A 22954-nucleotide genomic window follows, 5' to 3' on the forward strand; every position below is an offset into this window, starting at 1 on the left:
TTTTAATCATGTAACGGAAAAAGTAAAAATTGAATGTATTTAATAAAATGCCACGGTTTGATATAGGACAAAAAACCACCAAGCGTTCCGCTCGATGGTTTTGTATTAGGATTCTAATTTTTTCGCGCGTTTTAATAATAAAAGAAAGACAATAATAACGAATCCTAGTATAAGGAAGAAGCCATATTGCTTTATATAATCAATTATGTCATTTGCACTTGTTGGTTTTTTAACGTGAATGCCGTCTTTATTCGTAGTAATATGAATACCTTTCATTTTTACTTCATTCTTTTCCTTTTGTAAATCAATCCATTCTATATTTGGAATACTCTCTAGATCCTTTAACACTTCTTTTAATGGTTTCACACCTAAGTAAGGATGATAGAATGCTCCAATAATCCCATCGGATAATTTAGCAACAGATAAAGCATTTGCTTTCATTTTAGCAATAGCTTGTGGCTTATCTTCTTCAATAAAACCGACTGTTTCAGGCGTTAATTTCATTCCATGTAGAAATGATGGTGTACTTCTATATGCTGGAGAGTGCATGGATTTCCAAGTTGTATCACTTAACTGTAGTTGTCCTACATAAGTTGAAAAGTATCTTGATAATATTTCATACCCTTTTTGAGACATTGTGTAATGAGGTGCTTCAAAGGCGACAGGATATAGTTTAGCATCTACAAGTTCTTGAATCCCCTTTTCGATGTGATCTGTCGTATATTTTTCCTCAAACTCTTCCCCTTTTTTTACATATTGGTTATATGACTCTATATTTGGAAATTCATCTTTTGACTTCGGTTTTTCATGTTTCGGTTGGCGAATTGGTTGATCCGTCTTTACGTCCCAAAATTCAAAACCTTCCCCAGTTTCACTATCATAAAATTGGTGAGTGTAACCATGCATAATAATCGCTGCGCCATCATCTTGCATAGAGCGTAAAAGATCGACTAGTTTGGGTTTATCTTTTAAATGTAGTGTTTTACCTGTATCTGGATCTGTATATACAGGAATAACAGTGATCATGTAAGGAATCTTCTTCTCTTTTAGTAATTCAGCAATTTCTTTCAATTGATTTATATCTGCTGCTGGGTGAACATCCTCAAGACGTAAATAAGCTAATTTTTTATTGGTTTCGGGTTTTTGCCGAAAATAAGAAAATAGGCTTTCGCCAATATAATAAGATATCCAATCAAAGAGGTTAGAAGTTGCTACATAATAAGAATTATTTTGCTGTACAATTAATGGATAAGTATTATTTCCTCTTAAAGCATGTGCGAGAATTGTGCCGTTTGTATCAAGTTGTTTAATTGATCTTTCTTCTTCTAATATATTCTTTAGTTTACGTGTTGGATATTCAATTGTATCAGAGTTTATATCTTCATTTTTAAGTGTGATAAATGAAAAACGAGTAGATAACTGTTCTATATTTTGACCTAAAACTAGTAATGGTCCTGGGAAGCCTTCTAGAAATTCCTTTGCTTCAGTAGAAAGTTCTTCTTGTTTTTCACCCATGTAAATAACATGTGTATAAGAAGATTTATCAGTTATTTTAGCTAACTGTTTTATGTTTTTAATTGTTATATTATTAGTGAAATGCCCTACTTGTGTATTAAGTATTTGGATATCGCTTGTAATTTGATCATCGTTTGAACTGTATAAAATAAGGGTTTTTGGTTGTTCAGTTTTTTGTGCAGAAATAGGGACAGGAATTAATAGTAGTAAACTAAATAAGAGTAACAGCCATTTTTTCATATTATTATTCTCCTAGTTTATATTTAGAATTCAATTTACAATTATATACAATGAATGCGTTATAGTCTATGAAAGTTACATTTTTGTACGTATTTACCAGCTTTTTTTTCACAAAATCGGTCTAAAGCATGATGATAATATGTATAGTTATTTGCTATGATAAAAGAGTAGTAGAATGTAGGTAATTGTAAAGGGAAGGCTGAAAGGGGACAAATTTCAGCGGAGAAAGAGGTAGAGGTAGTGAAGAAATTCTTTGTAGGATTTTTAGTTGTTCTTGGAGTATATTTATATTTCCAAGGAAAGTCTGAAGGAATGGATAAGCTAGTGAATGGAACAAGCTATGTTGATTCAGAAGAAGCAAAACAGGTGAAACAAATCATTATAGAGGAAGCGAAGAAAGTAAATCTTCCGGAATGGATACCTCTTGCAATTGCTGAGCATGAAAGTCGATTAAATCCAAGGAGTGTTGGAGATAATGGAACTTCATTCGGATTGTTTCAACTGCACCGCGGCGGCGGGCTTGCACCAGAACATTTAACTGATGATGAGCTAAAAGATCCACGTACAAATGCACAAATTGCAATGCCGCATTTACTGAAAGGATATAAGCGTGGGGTGCAAAAAGGTTTGACTGATTTTGCATTACTGAAATATATAGCGAATACATCTGGATGGCCAGGGAATTTAGGGCCAGAGTGGACGGATAATAACATGAAGTATAACATCGGATTAGAAGATGTGTACTATCGAAATAAAGGTGTAATAAAAGAGTAGGTTTTAATACCTACTCTATTTTTTTTGATAATCGTGTCATTTTGTGAAATACTCCGCTAGTTGTATTTTTACGTCTTCTAGTTTTGTAGAAACTTGAGGTATTTTATATCCTACATACAGCGGTGAAACGACAAACCTAGGAACAACTTTACAAATAATTTTTCCATTTAAGCAATAGAAGAATAAGTTATAACTACTGCATCCTTTATGGAAATCTGTCAGTATGTAACGTACAGTTTGCTGAATGTAATTTGCCATATCATCTATATATGAAATATTATCAATGATTATATTGAATTCAGTGAAGCCAATAATGGGACGCTCTGAAATATTAAGCTCAATGCGTTCGTTTTTTTGAACAATTACCCCTTGGAAATTTTCTTCTTCAATATTTTCAAGATAATCTACATATTTCATTCCGATAATTTGCATGTGTGCATGATGCAAACTTCCACCTGAAAATGGACCGTGATTTTTGTATAAAATCACAGATGCGAACTCTTCTTTCTTCTGTAAGTGTAACCAATGTTGAATAGAAAATTGCATTAATTTCCGCATATGTTCTTCTGTATATGTTGCGATATGATCTTCGCAATTACCGGTTTCGATTAACACTGTTTGAAATGTATCTTGTAATGTAGGAAATTTATTTTTTAACCAAATAATAGAACCATCAGTTGCTAAAATATCCGTTAAATGTTCTTTATCGCAAAATGGACATGCAGCGCTTCTATTCCGAATACTTTCTGGTTTTTGTTTACCGATATCGTTTAAAAAATATAGTTGTTGTGTATCCATTTGTATATATGCCCCTTTAAAATATGTGTAAAAATCCCGCTTAATACATTCGGGAAAAGGAGGAGGAAATCCTCTAAAGGCAATATGGAAAAAATAAAAGACAAGATATCCTCATTACGATAGGGTACCTTGTCTTTTATTTTTTCTCTAATAGTGTGTATGGATAATATAGAACATTTTCAGTATTTTTCTTTTTTCTATTTTTTATTGTGTATAAAGTAATTGCTGTGCTTGCAATTATAATAATGGCTTTCTTCATATTCATATACCCCTTTTTATTGTTGGTTTAATTCTTGGCTAACTGCTTTTGCATCGACTAAAGCGTGTAAAATCATTTTCACCATGTTCATCATATTTCTTCACTCCTTTTTATAGTTCATTTAGTTCTTTTACAACTGCTTGTCCGTTCACTAATACCTCAAAGATTGCTTTTACGATTTCTTTCATCATGTTTGTTTCCTCCTTTTGTTTGTCTCTCTTGTTTACATCTTTATTGTATAGGGAGGCATCTTTTCGTACTATCGCTTTCCATTACGTGAACATAACAGTTTTGTAAGATTTGATGTCACTTATTGAAATGTTTAGTCTATCTTCATTATTTTCAGAAAAATGACTATTCAAACATGAAATTGGAAAGTATAATAAAGAAGTAAGTATTAAATTCCGTACGAAAGGGGTGAATGAGATGAAACGTTCTTTAGCTGCACGTGCCAAATTTTTAGATTTTATCTATTTTTGTCGTGCGATTTTTCATGATGTAGTTGTTAACGGGATACGTATGCCCTTTTTTAACAATTGCATAGTGACTATTGAACGATAGAAATCTCTTCACCCATTTTTAATAAACGTGTGAAAAGGGAGCTATTTGGCTTCCTTTTTCTATGCCGAAAACCATGGGGAATGTTTCTTTCTCATGGTTTTTTATATTGAAAGGAGTACGGAAAATGACTATTTGTAGTGTAAATAATGTAACGAAATCTTTTGGTGGAAACACCATATTTGAAAATATATCGCTTGAAATAAAGAATGGTGAACGTGTTGGATTAGTTGGTCGTAACGGTAGTGGGAAGACAACAATCTTTGGGCTTCTGACGGGAAGGGAGAGTTTGGATGCAGGAGCCATTCATATGAAGAAAGGTACACGTATTGGTCATGTTGCACAAATTCCGAAGTTTGATGAGGCTATGACTGTATATGATGTATTGAGTTCTGCTTTTAAAGTAGAAAAGGAATTAGAAAAAGAAATGCATGCTTTAGAAAAAAATATGGCGGTGGAACAGGAACAATCTGCTTTGGAAAAGCTAATGGAGAGGTACGGAGTCATTCAAGAAAAATTTGCGTTTCTCGGTGGTTATGAAATCGAGGCAAATATAATGAAGGTAGCAAATGGCTTACAAGTGACAGACTTATTTTCAAGAGTATTTACGGAATTAAGTGGAGGAGAACAGACGAAAGTAAGCCTTGCATATATGCTATTGCAGAAACCAGATGTACTTCTATTAGATGAACCAACAAATCATTTAGATTTATTTGCAGTTGAATGGTTAGAGCAATTTTTAAAAGAATACACTGGAACAGTTATGGTTATTTCACATGATCGTTATTTCCTTGATGAAGTTGTAACGAAAATTTTTGATTTGGAAGATGGAGAGATTCACGTGTACCATACGAATTATTCTCAGTTCGTTGAGGAGAAGGAAGAAAAATTACTTCAAGAGTTTCAAGCTTATCAGGAGCAACAAAAGAAAATAAAGAAAATGAAAGAAGCAATTAAGCGTCTACGTGAATGGGCAAATCAAGCGAACCCTCCGAATGAAGGATTGCATAAAAGAGCGAGAAATATGGAACGTGCGTTAGAACGTATAGAGAAATTAAAGAGGCCAATTTTAGAACGAAAACAGATGGGTCTTCAGTTTGAAGGGCAAGAGAGAAGCGGGAAAGATGTTGTTGTAATGAAAGAAGTGAGTAAAGGTTTTGCTGGCCGACCTTTATTTGAACAAGCGAATTTACATGTTCGTTTTCAAGAGCGTGCGGCTATCGTTGGTCGTAATGGTACAGGAAAGACTACATTATTAAAACTACTATTAGAAGAAATAAATCCAGACGTTGGTGAAATTCGAATTGGTAGTAGTGTCAAAATTGGTTATTTATCACAGCATACGTATGGAAATGTGAAGAGTAATGTATTGGAAGCGTTTAGAGAGTATGTAGCTGTAACCGAAGGAGAAGCAAGACATATATTGGCTAAGTTTTTATTTTATGGTCCAGCAGTATTTAAGAAAGTAACGCAACTGAGCGGTGGAGAAAAAATGAGGTTAAGACTTGCGCAACTTATGTATCAAGACATCAATTTTCTAATTCTAGATGAGCCGACAAACCATCTTGATATTGAATCAAGGGAAGTTTTAGAGGAAGCCCTTGAGCAATATAACGGGACGATTTTAGCTGTTTCACATGATCGTTATTTTTTAAATAAGTTATTTGAAAAGACGTACTGGATTGATGAATGTAAATTATTTGAGTTTGCAGGAAACTATGCATGGGCTCGTCAAAAATGGGAAGAAAAGCTTGAGAAGCAAGTAATAAAGCAGAAACGCCAAGGGAGAAAGAGTGTTGAAATGGTTCCAGTAAAAGAGAAAAAAGCTAGGAATCTTGAAGAGATTGAAAATGAGTTAATGCATGTAGAAGAAGATATATATGCAATAGAATGTGAAATGGAACATGTAGCTGATGTTGAAAGACTTGAAAAATTATATGAGGAAAAAACGATGAAAGAGTTGTTACGAGCGAAGTTATATAGTGAGTTAGAGAATATTGTGGAGTAAAGAGTAGAAAGCCACTTCCTTTCAGTTTTGCTGGAGGAAGTGGCTTTTTCATAATGATATTTTGCTTTAAAGATTAAATGAAGCGATGTGTTTCACGTGAAACAGTAACTTAGATAAATCCGTGTTCCTCAATTTGCATAGCTTGTGAAGCGTATGAAATGATAAGGTGAAAAATAAATGTCATTAGTGGCTTTTCAATAGGAGTAATCACAAAAACAAAGGCTAATTATTTCCCGAGAGATAAAGTGAGACTTTAATCAGTCCTCACGAATCGGGCTTTTACGGGCAGCACGCCCCCCACCTAACTTCTTTGCTTTCGCTGAATTTTGAGGTGAGGGTCTTACTGACCGGAAAATAGTGGGATAAATATGTGTAACAGAGACTAGTGATTGAAAACGAAAAGAGAGCAAAGTTACAGCTTTACGCGCTGAACTCTGCTCTCTTTCTGCGTGGCATCTTCTCTTGTTGAAATTATAATAGCGATCCCGAGCATGATAAAAAAAGCTAAAAAGAGGACGAACTTTGGGAAGAACGGGAATAGTAATAGCGCCCCGACTATCATAATTGTTAATAATACGTAGTGCAGGACGTATTGGAATAGGTTGTCCATATTTTCGCCCCCTTTTTGGTAATTGGTTATTAGTATTCTATGTTTCATGCTGAAGGAATAGAAGTAGATTTTTAAGTTTTTAATACGAATTATAGCTGGGTTTTTTTAAAGTATAAATGTAGAGTGATAATTTTGGAAAAATTCTAAAAATATTTATTTAGAAAGAATTGACAAAATATACTGAACGATATAAGCTAATAACTATAAAGTCTACCGGAAAGGTCGGAATAAGATTGTTACCCCTCAAAAACATCTATTTTTTACGATTAAAACCGACTTTTCCGATTGGCTATAAAAGTGCTGTGGGAGGCATACATAAGGTAATTCGTTCAGAGGGTATAATCATAAAAAGTTAGGGTGGGGACAATGAAGAAAAAGACAAAAAAATGGGCTGGTGTATTTTCAGTATTACTTAGTAGTTCGCTTGTGTTATCTGCTTGTGGGGGACAGGAGGATACGGCTTCTACAGAACCAGTAAAAAAGCAGGATTTAAAAGATTCTAAGATTGAATCAATTCCAGCTACAGATAAAAAGAAAAGTCCAGAGAAAGCAAATCAACGAAAAGATACTTTCATTACAGCCATTTCTAAGCCAGGGGGAGTTTTCCTTCCGTATTTCCAAGATAATGGTTGGGATGGAAATGTAACGTCGGTTATTTTTGCTTCATTAGTAACAACAGACAAACAAAGTAAACCTGTTCCGGATCTTGCAGAAAAATGGGATATTTCTGCTGACCAGTTAACATATACATTCCATTTACGTAAAAATTTAAAATTTAGTGATGGGTCGCCTCTAACAGCGGATGATGTAGCATTTACATTAACACTACTTCATGATAAAGCGTATGAAGGTGGATTGGATATTGCTCAGTATGCTGTTAAAGGTGGGAAAGAATATAAAGAAGGAAAAGCAACTTCTATTGAAGGAATCCAAGTTGTTGATCCACAGACAATTAAAATTACAACTGAAAAAGTTAATTCACAGGCGCTAACGAATTTAGGTGGCCCAGTGCTATCAAAAGCTTATTATGGAAAAGATTATAAACAAAATACAAGTTTAGACTATTTAAAAGCATTATATGGGCAACCAATTGCAGCGGGTCCATATAAATTTGAAAAATATGTTCCAGGTCAAGAAGTCCGCTTTGTTGCTAACGAAAATTATTATGCAGGTAAACCAAAAATTAAAAACTTTATTTACAAAATCACATCAGGTGATACTGGATTCCAATTATTCCAAACAGGTGAACTGGACTATAGTGGATTTAGAGCGAACCCTGAAAATATAGACCAATTAAAAGGATTGGAGTTTGCAAATATTAATCTTGAATCATCAAGTGATATTGCTTATATCTATGTAAATAATAAGAAGTCGTATTTGAAAGATAAAAAGGTACGCCAAGCACTTACTTATGGATTAGACCGTAAGAAGTATGTGGATACAGCTTTACAAGGCTATGGCTCTGTCGCTAACGTACCAATTGCTCCAGTTTCATGGGCATATACAGAAGAAGGTATTAATAAATATCCGCACGACGTAGAAAAGGCTAAAAAATTATTGGATGAGGCTGGTTGGAAAGTAGGTTCTGACGGGGTTCGTGAAAAAGATGGTCAAAAATTAAAATTAACATACTACGCATCAAATACAGGTAAAACAAATGATATCTTTATTCCAATTGCAAAAGAAAGTTACAAAGAAATTGGTGTTGAATTAAATCCAGAGTTGATGGACTTTAATACGATGCTTTCAAAAGTAGGAAAAGGTGACTACGATTTAGCGGCAGTTTCAACACCAGGAATTAGTGATCCAAGTGAAGTTGTAAGTGAGTACTTATCAACTAATCCAAAAAGTGATACGGGTTATAATAATCCGAAAGTAGATGATTTGATTGTAAAAGGTATAGGAACGACAGATATTGAAAAACGTAAAGCGATTTATAAAGAGCTGTATAAAGAGTTAAGTGATGATCCACCAGTTATTTTATTAAACTATCGTAAACTACTTTATGCTCATAATGCACGTATAAAAGGAATTGATCCAGAAAAGTATGATAGCATCAGTTCCAACTTACCAGTGTTATCTATTGAACAATAAGGGTTGACCTAACTAATAGAAGACGTTTTTTCACACAGCAATGGAATGGTAGCTGTTTTGAAAAAATGTTCTTCTATTTTTAAGTAAATAGGATTGGGGAGACAAAAGGTGAAAACATATATCATTCGTAGGTTTCTACAAATGATTCCTACATTGTTTGGTACGTCTATTATTATCTTTTTCTTATTTGCACTCTTACCGGGTGATTATATCGATTCAAATCCGAAATTAACACCAGAGAGAGCTCAAGAATTAAGAGAGTTGTACGGTTTAAATAAACCGATTATTGAAAGGTATTTTCATTGGCTAGTGAATGCTTTGCATGGTGATTTTGGATTTTCTTTACAGTACCAAGAACCGGTAACTTCATTACTTAATAAATTCATTTGGAATACATTTATTGTTGCTGCTGCAGCTTTATTTTTCACTTGGATTATTGCTCTTATTATTGGGGTTATTTCTGCAACAAAGCAGCATTCTTGGTTTGATAGATTGGTAACAATCGGTGTCTTTGCAGCAATGTCATTTCCATCATTCTTTATCGGACTATTTTTAATTAAATTATTAGCAGTTGATTTAAAGTTATTACCTATTGGTGGCATGATTGATATTGGGAGTAACTCAACAGGGATAGCATACATATTAGAAGTATTACGTCATATGATTCTACCTGTATTTATTTTAACGCTTCTTGGTGTAGGGTCGTTAACACGCTATTTTAGAACGGGCATGTTGGATGTTATTAGGCAAGATTATATTCGTACTGCTCGTGCAAAAGGTTTAAAAGAAAGAACCGTTATTTATAAACATGCATTGAAAAATGCAATTTTGCCAGCAATTACATTACTCGCTTTTGAATTACCGGGTTTATTTTCAGGAGCCATTATTATTGAACAGATTTTTAATTGGCCAGGGATTGGGAGTATTCAATTAGAAGCATTAAACTTTCGTGATTATACGGTATTAATGGCCTTTACAATGTTTCTTTCTTGTTTAACAATTATGGCTAATTTCTTAGCTGATATTGTCTATGCGTTTGTTGATCCAAGAATTCGATTGAAGTAAGGGGGGAAAGATATGGAGACTATTACACCTATAATAGAGAAAAAGAAAGAACGGAAAAAGAGAAATGAATCATCACCATGGCGCCAAGCGTATAAAAAAATCAAGAAAAATAAGATGGCACTGTGTGGCTTATACGTTTTAATATTTATGTTTTTATTTAGTTTTATCGGTCCAATCTTTTCACCGTATGCTGATGGGAAAGTACAAGTAACACAAATTAATAAACCACCCAGCCTGTCACATTGGCTTGGGACAGACCAGTTGGGACGGGATATTTTAACTAGACTTATGCAAGCAGGGCGTATTTCATTAACAATCGGTTTAGCGTCGATGCTACTATCCGTTATACTAGGAGCTCTATTAGGAGCAATTGCTGGTTTTTATCGAGGAGCTGTAGATCATTTAATTATGCGTGTTGCAGATGTGTTAATGTCCATTCCAGGATTACCACTACTTATTATAATGGGGGCAATTTTATCAGAATGGAAATTACCATCGGAGTACCGTTTATATGTTGTAATGATTATTTTAAGTTTAGTAGGATGGCCAGGACTTGCACGTCTTGTGAGGGGACAAATTTTAACATTGCGGGAGCAAGCCTTTATGCAAGCGGCAGATGTATTAGGATTAAAAGATTCTCGAAAAATCATTCATCATCTAATTCCTAACGTTTTTCCGTTACTTATTGTTGTAGCAACTTTGGGTGTGGCTGGATCTATTTTAAGTGAGTCCGCGCTAAGCTACTTAGGTCTCGGCGTCGTCCCACCTACGCCATCATGGGGGAACATGATTAGCGCAGCTAACTCATTAATTGATTTCCAAAAGCGTCCGTGGTTATGGATTCCGCCTGGTTTTGCAATCTTTATAACAGTTGTATCAATTAATTTACTTGGTGATGCACTTCGTGATGCGTTAGATCCAAAGATGAGACGGTAGGTGAGAAGGTATGAGTAGAGCGGTAGTAGAGCTAAAAGACTTACAAACACACTTTCAAACGGAGGAAGGGACAGTAAAAGCTGTGAATCATGTTAGTTTTGCTGTTCGAGAAGGTGAAACTGTTTGTGTTGTAGGTGAATCTGGTTGCGGGAAGAGTGTAACGGCGTTATCTATTATGGGACTTATTGCTGAATCAGGCAGTGTAGTAGGTGGAGACATTTTATATGAAGGAAAAAGTCTTTTAGGAATGAAAGAGAAAGAACTTCGTAGTTTACGAGGCAATGATATTGCGATGATTTTCCAAGAACCGATGACATCGCTAAATCCCGTCTTCACTGTAGGTGAGCAAATTGTAGAAACGTTAAGGGAGCATGAATTACTTAGTAAAAATGAAGCGTATAAGAAAACAATTGAGTTAATTCGTAAAGTTGGCATAGCCCGTGCTGATGAAATTGTTCATTCTTATCCGCATGAACTGAGCGGCGGGATGTTACAACGTATTATGATTGCTGTTGCGCTTAGTTGTAATCCTAAGTTATTAATTGCAGATGAACCAACAACAGCTCTTGATGTTACGATTCAAGCTCAAATATTGGATTTACTAAGACAAGTGAAAGAAGAATTTAAAACGTCGATTTTATTAATTACACATGACTTAGGTGTCGTAGCGGAAATGGCTGATTACGTTGTCGTTATGTATGGTGGGAAAGTTATTGAAGAAGCTCCAGTATTAGAGATATTCCAAAATCCAAAACATCCTTATACGAAAGGATTATTGAAATCAAAACCAGTAATGGGAAAACGAATAGATAAACTATATTCTATTCCAGGGCAAGTTCCGAATTTAGTTGGTTTAGGTGAGTTTTGCTACTTTAGTGGGCGTTGTGAGCATTGTATGGAAATATGTGAAAAAGAAGCCCCAAATCTAAATGTAAATGATGAAAATCATAAAGTAGCTTGCTGGTTATATGAGGAGCGTGCGGAACAATGAGTGAACCATTATTAGAGGTGAAAAACCTAAAGACATATTTTCCAATTAAAGGTGGCATATTTAGTAGAACGATCGGGCATGTAAAAGCAGTTGATGGAGTAAGTTTTATTATTAATAAAGGCGAAGTGTTTGGTCTCGTTGGCGAATCAGGGAGCGGAAAAACAACGATAGGAAAAACAATTTTACGTCTCGTTCAAAAAACGGAGGGGGAAGTGAAGTTTAAAGGGAAAGATGTTCATTCTTTATCCAAGGATGAATTGAGAAAACATCGCCCTAATATGCAGCTCGTTTTCCAAGATCCATTTAGCTCATTAAATCCGAGAATGAGAATTGGTGAAGCGCTTGGAGAGCCGATGTTGGCCCACGGATTAGCGACGAAAGAAAATGTTCGTGAAAAGGTAATTGAAGTATTGGAGTTGTGTGGCTTAGCTCCTTATCATATTGACCGGTATCCCCATGAGTTTTCTGGTGGACAACGTCAGCGTATCGTAATCGCAAGGGCTATGGTATTAAATCCAGAATTCATTGTAGCTGATGAACCTGTGGCAGCACTAGATGTATCTATCCAAGCACAAATTATTAATTTATTTAGTGAGTTACAGGAGAAAAAGGGATTATCTTATTTATTCATTTCACATGATTTAAGTGTAGTAGAACATTTATGTACGAAAATTGGAATTATGTATTTAGGTACAATTGTGGAGACCGCGCCGCGTGATGAGTTATTTACCAATCCGCTACATCCGTATACAAAAGCATTGTTATCAGCTGTTCCAATACCAGATCCAACAGTGAAGCGAGAGCGAATTATACTAGAAGGTGATATTCCAAGTCCAGCAAATCCACCTTCGGGTTGTCGTTTTCATACACGTTGCCCGTTTGCAACAGATGTTTGTAAAAAAACAATACCAGAATTTCGTAATGTTGGTGCAGAGCATTTTGTTGCTTGTCATCACGTATAAAAAAGGACTCTTTCAATTTGAAAGAGTCCTTTTTTTATTTACTAGATGAAGTTTGTTTCAATACAAATTGCTCGATTGCATGAGAAACACCATGTTCATTGTTTGTTAATGTTACAACATCACATAGTTTTTTTACATCTTCTTCAGCGTTGCCCATTGCAACAGATAAGCCTGCTACTTCTAACATTGGTACATCATTAAAATTATCACCAATAGCAACTGTATCTTCAATAGGAATATTAAAATGAGCTGCCATCTGCTGTAGCCCGTTTCCTTTATGTCCATTCTTATCCATAATTTCTAAGTTAGTAGGAGCTGATGCTGTAACCATAATATCAGCGTCTTCTTGTAACACGCTTAATAGCTGTGCGCGATGCGCTGCATTAAATGTTGAAATGAAGAATTTAGATATTTCTAGTTCTTGGTTATTTACAACATCTTCTATTTTTTTGAAATCAGTAATTAGGTTCGATTTCTTTTGCTTTTCTGTAATTCGTTCAAGTTCCTCTAATGTAACATCGAGCGCATGCTTATTTTCTTCGAACGCTTGCATCACTTGATCTTGCCATGTATATGGAGAATAAACTCCTTTATTTGTATATAACTTATATGGGAAACTTTCAGATTCTAGTAATTTTGCAAGTTTGTACACTTTGTCGTTTTGTATACAACGCGAGTTAATTACTTTTCCATCCACATAAACAACAGCCCCATTGCTTGCTCCGACTGGAAGAGATAATTTATATTCTTCCAATAGCTTTAAAGCATCCTCTTTCGCACGACCAGAACAAATCATTACAATATGACCAGCTTCTTGTGCAGTTTGGATTGCTTGTAGGTTTTCTTTGGAGATTTCAAGATTAGATGATAGTAGTGTACCATCCATATCTAATGCGATTAATTTCAAAATGACCACCTCTTTGTTTTTATTATACATAGTTATATAGAGGAAACATATAAACTTATCTTGGAAAGACGGTATTTTATCTCATATTAAAAGTAAGTAAAGATTAGATAGGTTTAGTGTCACTAAATAAACTGTTTGTAACAAAAATAGAGAGGAGTATGACTATATTTCACTTTATGACTATAATATTACACGAATGTTACAAACGTGAGCTTAGTGAAAATCGCATTAAATAAAGGTTTTTGGGGGTTGTTATAAAAAAAACGTAAAAAAAGTGTAATAAATTTCACGTTATTATATTGCAACGTAACAATAGTTATGTTACATTAATGTTACAAACGTTACGTTATCAAATTTAATGTAACGTTAACATAAAAACTATGAAATAAACATTTCTTAGAAATTACATATAGATAACTTATGAAAAGGGAGGATAAATGATATGAAAGAGCAAGTATTACAAGTAACAAAAGGTGACTTCGTAGGATCAGCAAGTGGAGCGGTAGTATTAACAGCATTAATCGTATTTCTATCAAGCGTATTAGTATAGTAGAAGTTTTGTAACAAAAGAAAAAGAAGGGAGAATGAAAGATATGAAAGAGCAAGTATTACAAGTAACAAAAGGTGACTTCGTAGGATCGGCAAGTGGAGCAGTAGTATTAACAGCATTAATCGTATTTCTATCAAGCGTATTAGTATAATAGAAACTTTGTAACAAAAGAAAAAGAAGGGAGAATGAAAGATATGAAAGAGCAAGTATTACAAGTAACAAAAGGTGACTTCGTAGGATCAGCAAGTGGAGCGGTAGTATTAACAGCATTAATCGTATTTCTATCAAGCGTATTGGTATAATAGAAGTTTTGTAACAAAAGAAAAAGAAGGGAGAATGAAAGATATGAAAGAGCAAGTATTACAAGTAACAAAAGGTGACTTTGTAGGATCAGCAAGTGGAGCGGTAGTATTAACAGCATTAATCGTATTTCTATCAAGTGTATTAGTATAATAGAAACTTTGTAACAAAAGAAAAAGAAGGGAGAATGAGGGATATGAACAGTGAACAAGTGTTTCAAGTAACAAAAACAGATTTATTAGGATCCTTAGGTGGAGCGGTAATATTAACATCATTTATTCTATTCCTTGCAAGTGTATTAGTATGATATATATAAATACAATCATTCAAAAAAAATAAAGACTCTAACGTATTAGTAAGTAGTTAATATGTTGGAGTCTTTTTTATTTTCTTCTTATATACCTTCAAGTATTAAAGTTACCTCATTATTTAGCATTCATGAATAATTAGACGCTGCGGTTGCAACTTGATTCAACGAATAATCAAAAATCCACTGAGTAAAAGCCCGATTGGTGAGGGCTGATTAAAGTTTCACTTTATTTCAAAGAGAAAAAAGTCGAATTTTATATGTAAGAAAAAAAGAGGAATTTGACAGAAAAGATAGAAAATTTTAAAGGTCAGAATTTGTTAGCTTGCTAACTAATTTCTATTTATTTATGTTGGAAGCGTTTTCGGTTGGTTTTAAGTATGGACCATTTAATCTATTTACAGGGGGATGAAGATATTATGAAACAAAAATCTATGGATACGCTAGCTGCACAAATGGAGGACTTTTTTCCAGTACGTGATGTAGATCATTTGGAATTTTACGTAGGGAATGCAAAGCAATCGAGTTATTATCTTGCGAGAGCATTCGGATTCAAAATTGTGGCTTACTCTGGATTAGAAACTGGAAACCGTGAAAAGGTATCTTATGTTCTTGTGCAAAAAAATATGCGTTTCGTTGTGTCTGGAGCTTTAAGTAGTGAAAATCGTATTGCAGAGTTTGTAAAGACTCATGGTGATGGCGTGAAGGATGTGGCACTACTTGTTGATGATGTTGATAAAGCATACTCAGAAGCAGTGAAACGTGGTGCCGTCGCAATTGCTCCACCAGAGGAATTAACAGATGAGGACGGTACATTGAAAAAAGCAGTTATTGGTACGTATGGTGATACAATTCATACGCTTGTAGAGCGTAAAAATTATAAAGGGGCATTTATGCCAGGATTCCAAAAGGTAGAGTTTAATATTCCATTTGAAGAGTCTGGTTTAATTGCTGTCGATCATGTAGTTGGTAATGTTGAAAAAATGGAAGAGTGGGTTAGTTATTACGAGAATGTCATGGGCTTTAAACAAATGATTCATTTTGATGATGATGATATTAGTACAGAGTATTCGGCTTTAATGTCGAAAGTTATGACAAATGGAAGCCGTATTAAGTTTCCTATTAACGAACCAGCAGATGGAAAGAGAAAGTCACAAATTCAAGAGTATCTAGAATTCTATAATGGAGCTGGTGTACAGCATCTTGCTTTATTAACAAGTGACATTGTTAAAACGGTTGAAGCACTTCGTGCAAATGGGGTGGAGTTTTTAGATACACCTGATACTTATTATGATGAGTTAACTGCACGAGTTGGAAAAATCGATGAAGAAATTGATAAGCTAAAAGAATTAAAGATCTTAGTAGATCGTGACGATGAAGGTTACTTACTACAAATCTTTACGAAACCAATTGTTGATCGCCCGACTCTATTTATTGAAATCATTCAACGTAAAGGTTCCCGTGGATTTGGTGAAGGAAACTTTAAAGCGTTATTCGAATCAATTGAAAGAGAACAAGAGCGTCGCGGAAACTTATAAGATTTGTATCCACCAGCAAAAGTCCCTTTGCTGGTGGAAATTTCATTTTTATAAGGAGGAATCAGGATGAAATTTGTTACATTTCGTCTTCCTTCAAAAGAAATACGGGCTGGATGGCTTGAAGGTGACAAAGTAATAGATATGAATCTTGCTAGTGAAGGGAGAATCCCTTCTTCTATGATGGCTTTTTTAGAGAAAGCTGATGAGTATGTAGAAGTAGTGAGGAATGTTAAGAATCCAAATAAGGGTATATATGCTTTAGAAGAAGTACAATTGACAGCTGCTCTTCCTAATCCGAGTAGTATTCGAGATTTTTATGCATTTGAACAACATGTAAAAACAGCTCGCGGACGAAGAGGACTAGATGTTGTGCCTGAATGGTATGATATTCCGGTTTTTTATTTTACTAATCATCGTGCTGTAATTGGTTCCGGTGATTTTGTAATTGGTCCGAAAAAGTCTAAAAAGCTTGATTACGAGTTGGAGATCGCTTGCGTAATAGGAAAAGAAGGGCGAAATATTTCTCGTGAGCAAGCAGAGGAATATATTTTTGGTTATTGTATTATGAATGACTGGAGTGCGAGAGACTTACAAGCAACAGAAATGAAAGTAGGTCTCGGTCCAGCGAAAGGAAAGGACTTTGCAACTTCGTTAGGAGCACATCTTGTTACGAAAGAGGAATTAGATGTTTATCGTAATGGTGATCGATATGATTTAGAAATGACTGCTCATGTAAACGGAAAACTATTATCAAAGGGAAACTTCCAAGATATTTACTATACATTTGCTGAAATGATTGAACGTGCTTCAGAGGACGTTACGTTATATCCAGGAGATGTGATTGGTTCTGGGACAGTAGGAACAGGCTGTATTTTAGAACTTGGTACAGAAGAGTGGCTACAAGATGGAGATGTTGTAGAGCTGTCGATTACTGGTTTAGGTACACTACGTAATACGATCAAAAAAGAAAAGGAAGCGAGTGATGGGCATGTTTTATCGTCACATGGGAGAACTACCTCATAAACGACATGTACAATTTCGTAAAAAAGATGGATCGCTTTATCGTGAACAGGTAATGGGAACAAAAGGTTTTTCTGGTACGCAGTCTATTTTGTATCATCACTATATGCCAACAGAAGTAGGTCATTCTGCATTATCGCATTCTTGTCAGTTGCAGTATGAAGAGGATGTTGCTCTTTCTCATCGCCACTTCCGAACGAAAGAAAATAGAAAAAGTGGTGATGCAATAAGTGGACGGAATTTCATACTTGGAAATGAAGATTTGTTAATTGGAGTAGTGAGCCCAACAGAAAAAATGGATTATTTCTATCGTAATGGTGATGGCGACGAAATGTTATTTGTTCATTATGGAACAGGGAAAATTGAAACGATGTTTGGAACGATTCACTATAGAAAAGGCGACTATGTAACGATCCCAATTGGAACGATTTATCGTGTTATTCCAGATGAAGGAGAGACTAAGTTTCTCGTTGTAGAGGCGAATAGCCAAATTACAACGCCGCGTCGTTATCGAAATGAATATGGACAATTGTTAGAGCATAGTCCGTTTTGTGAAAGAGATCTTCGTGGTCCAGAAAAATTAGAGACCTATGATGAAAAAGGCGATTTTGTCGTAATGACAAAATCAAGAGGTTATATGCATAAACATGTTTTAGGACACCACCCGTTAGATGTTGTTGGATGGGATGGCTATTTGTATCCGTGGGTATTTAATGTAGAGGATTTTGAACCAATTACAGGGCGCATTCATCAGCCGCCGCCAGTACATCAAACATTTGAAGGGCATAATTTTGTTATTTGCTCTTTCGTACCACGTTTATACGATTATCATCCAGAGTCAATTCCGGCACCATATTATCATAGTAATGTTAATAGCGATGAAGTTCTTTACTATGTAGAAGGAAACTTTATGAGTCGCAAAGGTGTGGAGGAAGGTTCTATTACACTTCATCCGAGCGGGATTCCCCATGGGCCGCATCCGGGGAAAACAGAGGCAAGTATAGGGAAGAAAGAGACGCTTGAATTAGCTGTTATGATAGACACATTCCGTCCGCTTCGTATTGTAAAACAAGCACATGAAACAGAAGATGAAAAGTATATGTATAGCTGGATTGAACAAGATTCATATACTGTGAAATAAGTAAAAAAGGCATGCTCTCAATAAGGGAGCATGCCTTTTTCACGGAATCGACATGTATAATAATACCAAAAAAAATAATGGAAAGATATATAGAAAGAATGATAAGGATAGTGCATATTCAGAAGAATTTCTACTTGTTTCGACAAAAGTATTGACTAGGAAAAGCGTAATGAGTAAAATAAAAAAGCAAATTAAAAATTTTCAGAAAATTTAAAACTTGGAGGAGTGAAAGATGAAGCAAATTTTTCAAAAGAAGCCAATTGCAAAGTTAATGCAAGAAAGTAAGCAAAAAACGTTAGCAAGAACATTGGGCGCGCTAGATTTAACTATGCTTGGAATCGGAGCAATTGTTGGAACTGGTATTTTTGTTCTAACGGGTGTTGTGGCAGCGAAACATTCTGGGCCAGCTATTATATTATCATTTGCGATTGCCGCGCTAGCTTGTGCCTTTGCTGCATTTTGTTATGCTGAATTTGCTTCTTCAGTTCCTGTATCGGGCAGTGTGTATACGTATACATACGCGACGATGGGAGAAGTATTCGCATTTTTAATTGGCTGGGATTTAATGCTTGAATATTTACTTGCTACATCTGCTGTAGCAAACGGTTGGTCTGCATATTTTCAATCTTTATTAAAGGGGTTTGGAATTCACATTCCGACTATTCTCTCCTCGGCTCCTGGTACAGGAAAGGGTGGAATAATTGATCTACCTGCAGTTCTAATTATTTTAGTGATGACAGTTCTTTTATCTAGGGGTGTTCGTGAAAGTGCACGAGTAAATAACATTATGGTATTTATTAAAATAGCAGTTGTTCTTATTTTTATCTTTGCTGGTTTTAATTATGTGAAACCTGAAAACTGGACGCCTTTTATGCCGTTTGGTTTAGATGGTGTAATGGCTGGAGCGGCTACAGTATTCTTCGCATTTATAGGATTTGATGCAGTTTCAACAGCGGCAGAAGAAGTGAAACGTCCGCAACGTGATTTACCAATTGGTATTATTGCATCATTATTAATTTGTACAGTTCTTTATATCGTTGTTTCGCTTATTTTGACAGGAATTGTTCCATACGGACAGCTAAATATATCAGATCCAGTTGCTTTTGCACTTCAATTTATTGGACAAGATGGCTTAGCTGGGGTAATTTCAGTAGGAGCAATTACAGGAATTACAACAGTAATGCTAGTTATGATGTATGGACAAGTTCGTGTTTCTTATGCGATGAGCCGAGATGGTTTACTGCCGAAGCGTCTTGCTAAAGTTCATCCGAAATTTAAAACGCCATTTTTAAATACATGGACAACGGGAATTATTGCGGCACTGATTTCAGGATTAATAGATTTAAATGTTTTAGCACATCTTGTAAATATGGGGACATTGTCAGCATTTGCACTCGTAGCTGTTGCGGTAATTGTAATGAGAAGAACCCATCCAGACTTACCAAGGGCATTTAAGGCTCCGCTTGTACCATTTTTACCAGCATTAACAGTGATTTTCTGTTTATACTTAATGCTTCAATTATCGGGGACAGCATGGATTAGTTTTGGGATATGGATGGTTATTGGTATAGCGGTTTACTTCTTATATAGCCGAAAACATAGTGCTTTAAATAATAGTAAAAAAGAAGAAGATGTTGCGAATTTATAAGCAAAAAAATCCATTCTAATTCTGTTAGAATGGTTTTTTTATTTGAAAATTTACATTTTTCTGAACTTATTATAAGATAATTGTTGGCTAACTAAAGGGGTGAAATGATGAAAAATACGTGGCGTGAGTTAAGAGAGATGGACCGTAACGTATGGATTCGATTTATTGGAGAGACGTTAAATGGAATTGCAATGATGATGTTAATGCCTTTTTTTGCATTATATTTAAAAGATAAGGTGGATTCGTTGTTGGAAGTTGGGGTTATTATGGCGCTTTCTCCAATTGCTGCAAGCTTTGGATCACTTATCGGAGGAAGAATTGCTGACATGTATGGAAGAAAACCGATTATGATATTTTCTATGGCAAGTAATGCATTATTAATGCTCGGTTTTCTATTTATAGAAGGGTTTATTCCATATGCAATTTTATCTATTTTTTTAGGGTTGAGTAATTCTTTATTTCACCCAGCTGCATCAGCTATGGTCGCAGATGTAACGGCACCAGAAAAAAGAACAGAGGCATATGGTTTATTACGAATGGGACACAATATAGGTGCTGCGATTGGTCCGATAATGGGAGCATCAGTAGTTGTGTTGTCAAAGAATCTTGTGTTTATTATTGCCTCTTCTACAATGCTATTTTATGCGTTACTTGTATTACTTCTTATTCAAGAGACGATGCCAAAGAGGACAGATAAGGAAGAACATAAAGAAAAGGAATCTGGGGCGGTTTGGAAAATTGTAATGCGAGATAAGGCATTAATGATTTACTTATTAGCAGGTATTATCATTTCGATGGGGTTTTCTCAAACCGAAGGCATGTTGCCACTACATTTTGATAATGAAATGAAGCGTATTTTTGGAACGAATAATCCATATCCATATTTAATGGCGTTAAACGGACTATTAGTTGTTTTATTCCAATTTCAAATTTCAAAATGGGCTACGGATAAACCAGTCGGGAAGACGATGTTATATGGTGCATGTTTGTTCGGGATTGGATTATTTTTTATAGGGTGGTTACCGAAGTGGTTTGGAGAATTTAATACAAATGCTACAGTTATTTTAATAACACTACTGTTCGTTTATGCTATATATACATTAGGTGAGATGATTATGTCACCTGTACAGATGACATTTGTAGCAAATTTGGCCCCTGAACATTTGAGAGGGACTTATATGGGAGCTGCAAGTTTGCAGTGGATTACAGGAAGCGCATTTGGTCCACTTTTGGGAGGTTTTTTATTAGATCGATTACTTGGCCACTTTCTATTTACAATTTTAGCTGTAGGATGTGTAGTTGCAGGTATTGTATATATTTCTTTAGATCGTCTTGTTGAGCAAAAGCAAAAAGACACACTGACCCAACAATCTTCTTAGTGAATAGGTGACATACACAAAAAAAGGGATCTCTACATATTTTAGGTACATAACTAGATTAGATTGCCATTTTATTTTGTGTAGCTATAAAGAAAATGAAATGAAAAAACAATATGTGATGTTATTTAATTATTTATGGAAGTTACATTTTATTTCAAATAGGAACTACCTATTTTTATAAAAAGTGCTAAAATAGAAAAATGAAAACAATTGGTTAGGGTGATTTCATTGACGAAAATTAAATTAGGTTTATTATATGGTGGAAAATCAGCTGAGCATCAAGTTTCGCTACAGACGGCTCTTGCTGCTATTAAAGCGTTAAATCAAGATAAATTCGAGATTCATCCAATTTATATTACAGAACAAGGTCAATGGGTACGCGGTGAGCGTATTGAAGGCGAAGTAACAGATATTGAAGCTTTAAAAATGAGCGGTGCAGAAAATGCGATTTCTCCGTTATCATTAAGTACAGAAATTATTCCATCTGCAGCTTCTGAGGAAAACGCTATTGACGTTATTTTCCCATTACTACATGGACCAAACGGTGAAGATGGAACGGTTCAAGGACTATTAGAATTGATGAATATTCCTTATGTAGGAAATGGTGTTCTAGCATCATCTGCTGGTATGGATAAAGTTGTTATGAAAAACATCTTTGCAGAGGCTGGTTTAAAACAAGCAAAATATGCGTCTTTCATTCGCAGTGCATGGGAAAAAGATCGTGAGGAAGCTTATTCTAAAGTAGAAGATAAGTTAGGGTATCCTTGCTTCGTAAAACCAGCAAACCTTGGTTCAAGTGTTGGTATTAATAAGTGTAAAAATCGTGAAGAACTTGAGAATGCATTTGTAGAGGCATTCCAATTTGATCGCAAAATTATTGTAGAAGAAAATATTGTAGGTCGTGAAGTAGAAGTTGGGGTACTAGGTAATGATGAGCCGAAATGTTCAGTTGTAGGTGAAATCGTTCCGAAAAAGGACTTCTATGATTATAAGTCGAAATATATCGATGGTGATACGGCGTTAATTATTCCAGCTGAAATGACAGGAGAAGAATCTGATGTGATTAAGCGTGATGCAATTATTGCGTTCCAATCATTAGATGGTGCAGGCTTAACGCGAGCTGATTTCTTCTTAACGAAAGACGGAGAAGTGTATATTAACGAAGTAAACACTATGCCAGGATTTACACCGTTTAGTATGTTTCCTCTATTATGGCAACATACTGGGTTACCGTATCCAGAGTTAATCGAAGAGCTAATTCGTTTAGCGATTGAACGTCACGAAGAAAAACAAAAAATTAAATATACAATCTAACAAAAAAAGGAGGAAGCACTATTCGTAGGAATAGTGCTTC

General features: G+C 35.1%; 24 protein-coding genes. 19 read left to right on the forward strand and 5 right to left on the reverse strand.

Features of this window, described 5'->3' with window-relative positions:
- Window positions 1-105 precede the first annotated feature (105 nt).
- The gene (locus JFU02_RS20340) at window positions 106-1755 is read right to left on the reverse strand and encodes a DUF2334 domain-containing protein (protein ID WP_201071531.1); all 1650 of its coding nucleotides are present in this window, start codon (window positions 1753-1755) and stop codon (window positions 106-108) included.
- A gap of 240 nt (window positions 1756-1995) precedes the next feature.
- Here JFU02_RS20340 and JFU02_RS20345 point away from each other — a divergent pair, with 240 nt between their 5' ends.
- A complete protein-coding gene (locus JFU02_RS20345; protein WP_000713252.1) occupies window positions 1996-2529 on the forward strand; it encodes a transglycosylase SLT domain-containing protein in 534 nt (177 codons plus the stop codon).
- A gap of 36 nt (window positions 2530-2565) precedes the next feature.
- Here the strand turns inward: JFU02_RS20345 and JFU02_RS20350 are convergent, their stop codons facing one another.
- Together JFU02_RS20350 and JFU02_RS20355 are read right to left on the reverse strand one after the other, a co-directional pair.
- The gene (locus JFU02_RS20350) at window positions 2566-3327 is read right to left on the reverse strand and encodes a DUF4931 domain-containing protein (RefSeq protein ID WP_201071534.1); all 762 of its coding nucleotides are present in this window, start codon (window positions 3325-3327) and stop codon (window positions 2566-2568) included.
- Window positions 3328-3463: 136 nt separating this feature from the next.
- Window positions 3464-3592 (reverse strand): hypothetical protein, encoded by a 129-nt coding sequence (locus JFU02_RS20355; protein WP_002083998.1) that lies wholly within the window; start codon window positions 3590-3592, stop codon window positions 3464-3466.
- 420 nt (window positions 3593-4012) lie between these two features.
- Between JFU02_RS20355 and JFU02_RS32620 the strand changes: the two genes are divergently transcribed.
- Both JFU02_RS32620 and abc-f read left to right on the forward strand, forming a co-directional pair.
- Entirely contained in the window at window positions 4013-4147 is a 135-nt protein-coding gene (locus JFU02_RS32620) for an RAxF-45 family protein (protein WP_000830643.1), read from the forward strand.
- 73 nt (window positions 4148-4220) lie between these two features.
- Complete coding sequence (gene abc-f, locus JFU02_RS20360; protein WP_141527024.1) at window positions 4221-6152, forward strand: ribosomal protection-like ABC-F family protein; 1932 nt, start codon at window positions 4221-4223, stop codon at window positions 6150-6152.
- Window positions 6153-6564: 412 nt separating this feature from the next.
- Here the strand turns inward: abc-f and JFU02_RS20365 are convergent, their stop codons facing one another.
- A complete protein-coding gene (locus JFU02_RS20365; protein WP_000369254.1) occupies window positions 6565-6762 on the reverse strand; it encodes a hypothetical protein in 198 nt (65 codons plus the stop codon).
- Window positions 6763-7128: 366 nt separating this feature from the next.
- Here JFU02_RS20365 and JFU02_RS20370 point away from each other — a divergent pair, with 366 nt between their 5' ends.
- The 5 genes from JFU02_RS20370 (at window position 7129) to JFU02_RS20390 (ending at window position 12810) form a co-directional block, all read left to right on the forward strand.
- Complete coding sequence (locus JFU02_RS20370; RefSeq protein ID WP_000730676.1) at window positions 7129-8856, forward strand: ABC transporter substrate-binding protein; 1728 nt, start codon at window positions 7129-7131, stop codon at window positions 8854-8856.
- A gap of 108 nt (window positions 8857-8964) precedes the next feature.
- A complete protein-coding gene (locus JFU02_RS20375) occupies window positions 8965-9921 on the forward strand; it encodes an ABC transporter permease (protein ID WP_000860687.1) in 957 nt (318 codons plus the stop codon).
- A gap of 12 nt (window positions 9922-9933) precedes the next feature.
- Window positions 9934-10857 (forward strand): oligopeptide ABC transporter permease, encoded by a 924-nt coding sequence (opp4C, locus tag JFU02_RS20380; RefSeq protein WP_098835953.1) that lies wholly within the window; start codon window positions 9934-9936, stop codon window positions 10855-10857.
- A 10-nt stretch (window positions 10858-10867) separates the two neighbouring features.
- Window positions 10868-11848 (forward strand): ABC transporter ATP-binding protein, encoded by a 981-nt coding sequence (locus JFU02_RS20385; protein WP_098316169.1) that lies wholly within the window; start codon window positions 10868-10870, stop codon window positions 11846-11848.
- Complete coding sequence (locus JFU02_RS20390; protein WP_201071536.1) at window positions 11845-12810, forward strand: ABC transporter ATP-binding protein; 966 nt, start codon at window positions 11845-11847, stop codon at window positions 12808-12810. Before JFU02_RS20385 ends, JFU02_RS20390 begins: the two co-directional genes overlap by 4 nt.
- Before the next feature lie 34 nt (window positions 12811-12844).
- Here JFU02_RS20390 and JFU02_RS20395 read toward each other — a convergent pair whose 3' ends face one another.
- Entirely contained in the window at window positions 12845-13717 is an 873-nt protein-coding gene (locus tag JFU02_RS20395) for a Cof-type HAD-IIB family hydrolase (RefSeq protein WP_000766428.1), read from the reverse strand.
- Window positions 13718-14159: 442 nt separating this feature from the next.
- Between JFU02_RS20395 and JFU02_RS20400 the strand changes: the two genes are divergently transcribed.
- From JFU02_RS20400 to JFU02_RS20450, 11 genes are all read left to right on the forward strand, one after another.
- On the forward strand, window positions 14160-14267 hold the full coding sequence (locus tag JFU02_RS20400; protein ID WP_000664237.1) for a DUF3948 family protein: 108 nt from the start codon (window positions 14160-14162) through the stop codon (window positions 14265-14267).
- 34 nt (window positions 14268-14301) lie between these two features.
- Window positions 14302-14418 carry a DUF3948 family protein gene (locus JFU02_RS20405; RefSeq protein WP_000654250.1) on the forward strand — a complete coding sequence of 39 codons (117 nt, stop codon included), beginning with the start codon at window positions 14302-14304 and terminating at the stop codon, window positions 14416-14418.
- A gap of 34 nt (window positions 14419-14452) precedes the next feature.
- Window positions 14453-14569 carry a DUF3948 family protein gene (locus JFU02_RS20410; RefSeq protein WP_000654250.1) on the forward strand — a complete coding sequence of 39 codons (117 nt, stop codon included), beginning with the start codon at window positions 14453-14455 and terminating at the stop codon, window positions 14567-14569.
- A gap of 34 nt (window positions 14570-14603) precedes the next feature.
- Window positions 14604-14720 (forward strand): DUF3948 family protein, encoded by a 117-nt coding sequence (locus JFU02_RS20415; protein WP_000654250.1) that lies wholly within the window; start codon window positions 14604-14606, stop codon window positions 14718-14720.
- Window positions 14721-14763: 43 nt separating this feature from the next.
- A complete protein-coding gene (locus JFU02_RS20420; protein WP_001083691.1) occupies window positions 14764-14874 on the forward strand; it encodes a DUF3948 family protein in 111 nt (36 codons plus the stop codon).
- Window positions 14875-15293: 419 nt separating this feature from the next.
- A complete protein-coding gene (gene hppD / locus JFU02_RS20425) occupies window positions 15294-16412 on the forward strand; it encodes a 4-hydroxyphenylpyruvate dioxygenase (RefSeq protein WP_000810920.1) in 1119 nt (372 codons plus the stop codon).
- A gap of 66 nt (window positions 16413-16478) precedes the next feature.
- Window positions 16479-17435 carry a fumarylacetoacetate hydrolase family protein gene (locus JFU02_RS20430; protein ID WP_000673996.1) on the forward strand — a complete coding sequence of 319 codons (957 nt, stop codon included), beginning with the start codon at window positions 16479-16481 and terminating at the stop codon, window positions 17433-17435.
- Window positions 17401-18573 (forward strand): homogentisate 1,2-dioxygenase, encoded by a 1173-nt coding sequence (locus JFU02_RS20435; protein WP_061667700.1) that lies wholly within the window; start codon window positions 17401-17403, stop codon window positions 18571-18573. The genes JFU02_RS20430 and JFU02_RS20435 overlap by 35 nt, the downstream gene beginning before the upstream one ends.
- 232 nt (window positions 18574-18805) lie before the next feature.
- Window positions 18806-20221, forward strand: coding sequence for a branched-chain amino acid transporter BcaP (gene bcaP, locus JFU02_RS20440; protein ID WP_000809361.1), 1416 nt, complete (start codon window positions 18806-18808; stop codon window positions 20219-20221).
- A 107-nt stretch (window positions 20222-20328) separates the two neighbouring features.
- Window positions 20329-21600 (forward strand): MDR family MFS transporter, encoded by a 1272-nt coding sequence (locus JFU02_RS20445; protein ID WP_061667698.1) that lies wholly within the window; start codon window positions 20329-20331, stop codon window positions 21598-21600.
- Window positions 21601-21828: 228 nt separating this feature from the next.
- Complete coding sequence (locus JFU02_RS20450) at window positions 21829-22914, forward strand: D-alanine--D-alanine ligase (RefSeq protein WP_061667697.1); 1086 nt, start codon at window positions 21829-21831, stop codon at window positions 22912-22914.
- The last annotated feature ends 40 nt before the right edge of the window (window positions 22915-22954 follow it).

This window comes from Bacillus sp. TH13, assembly GCF_016651175.1.
Classification (GTDB): domain Bacteria; phylum Bacillota; class Bacilli; order Bacillales; family Bacillaceae_G; genus Bacillus_A; species Bacillus_A thuringiensis_S.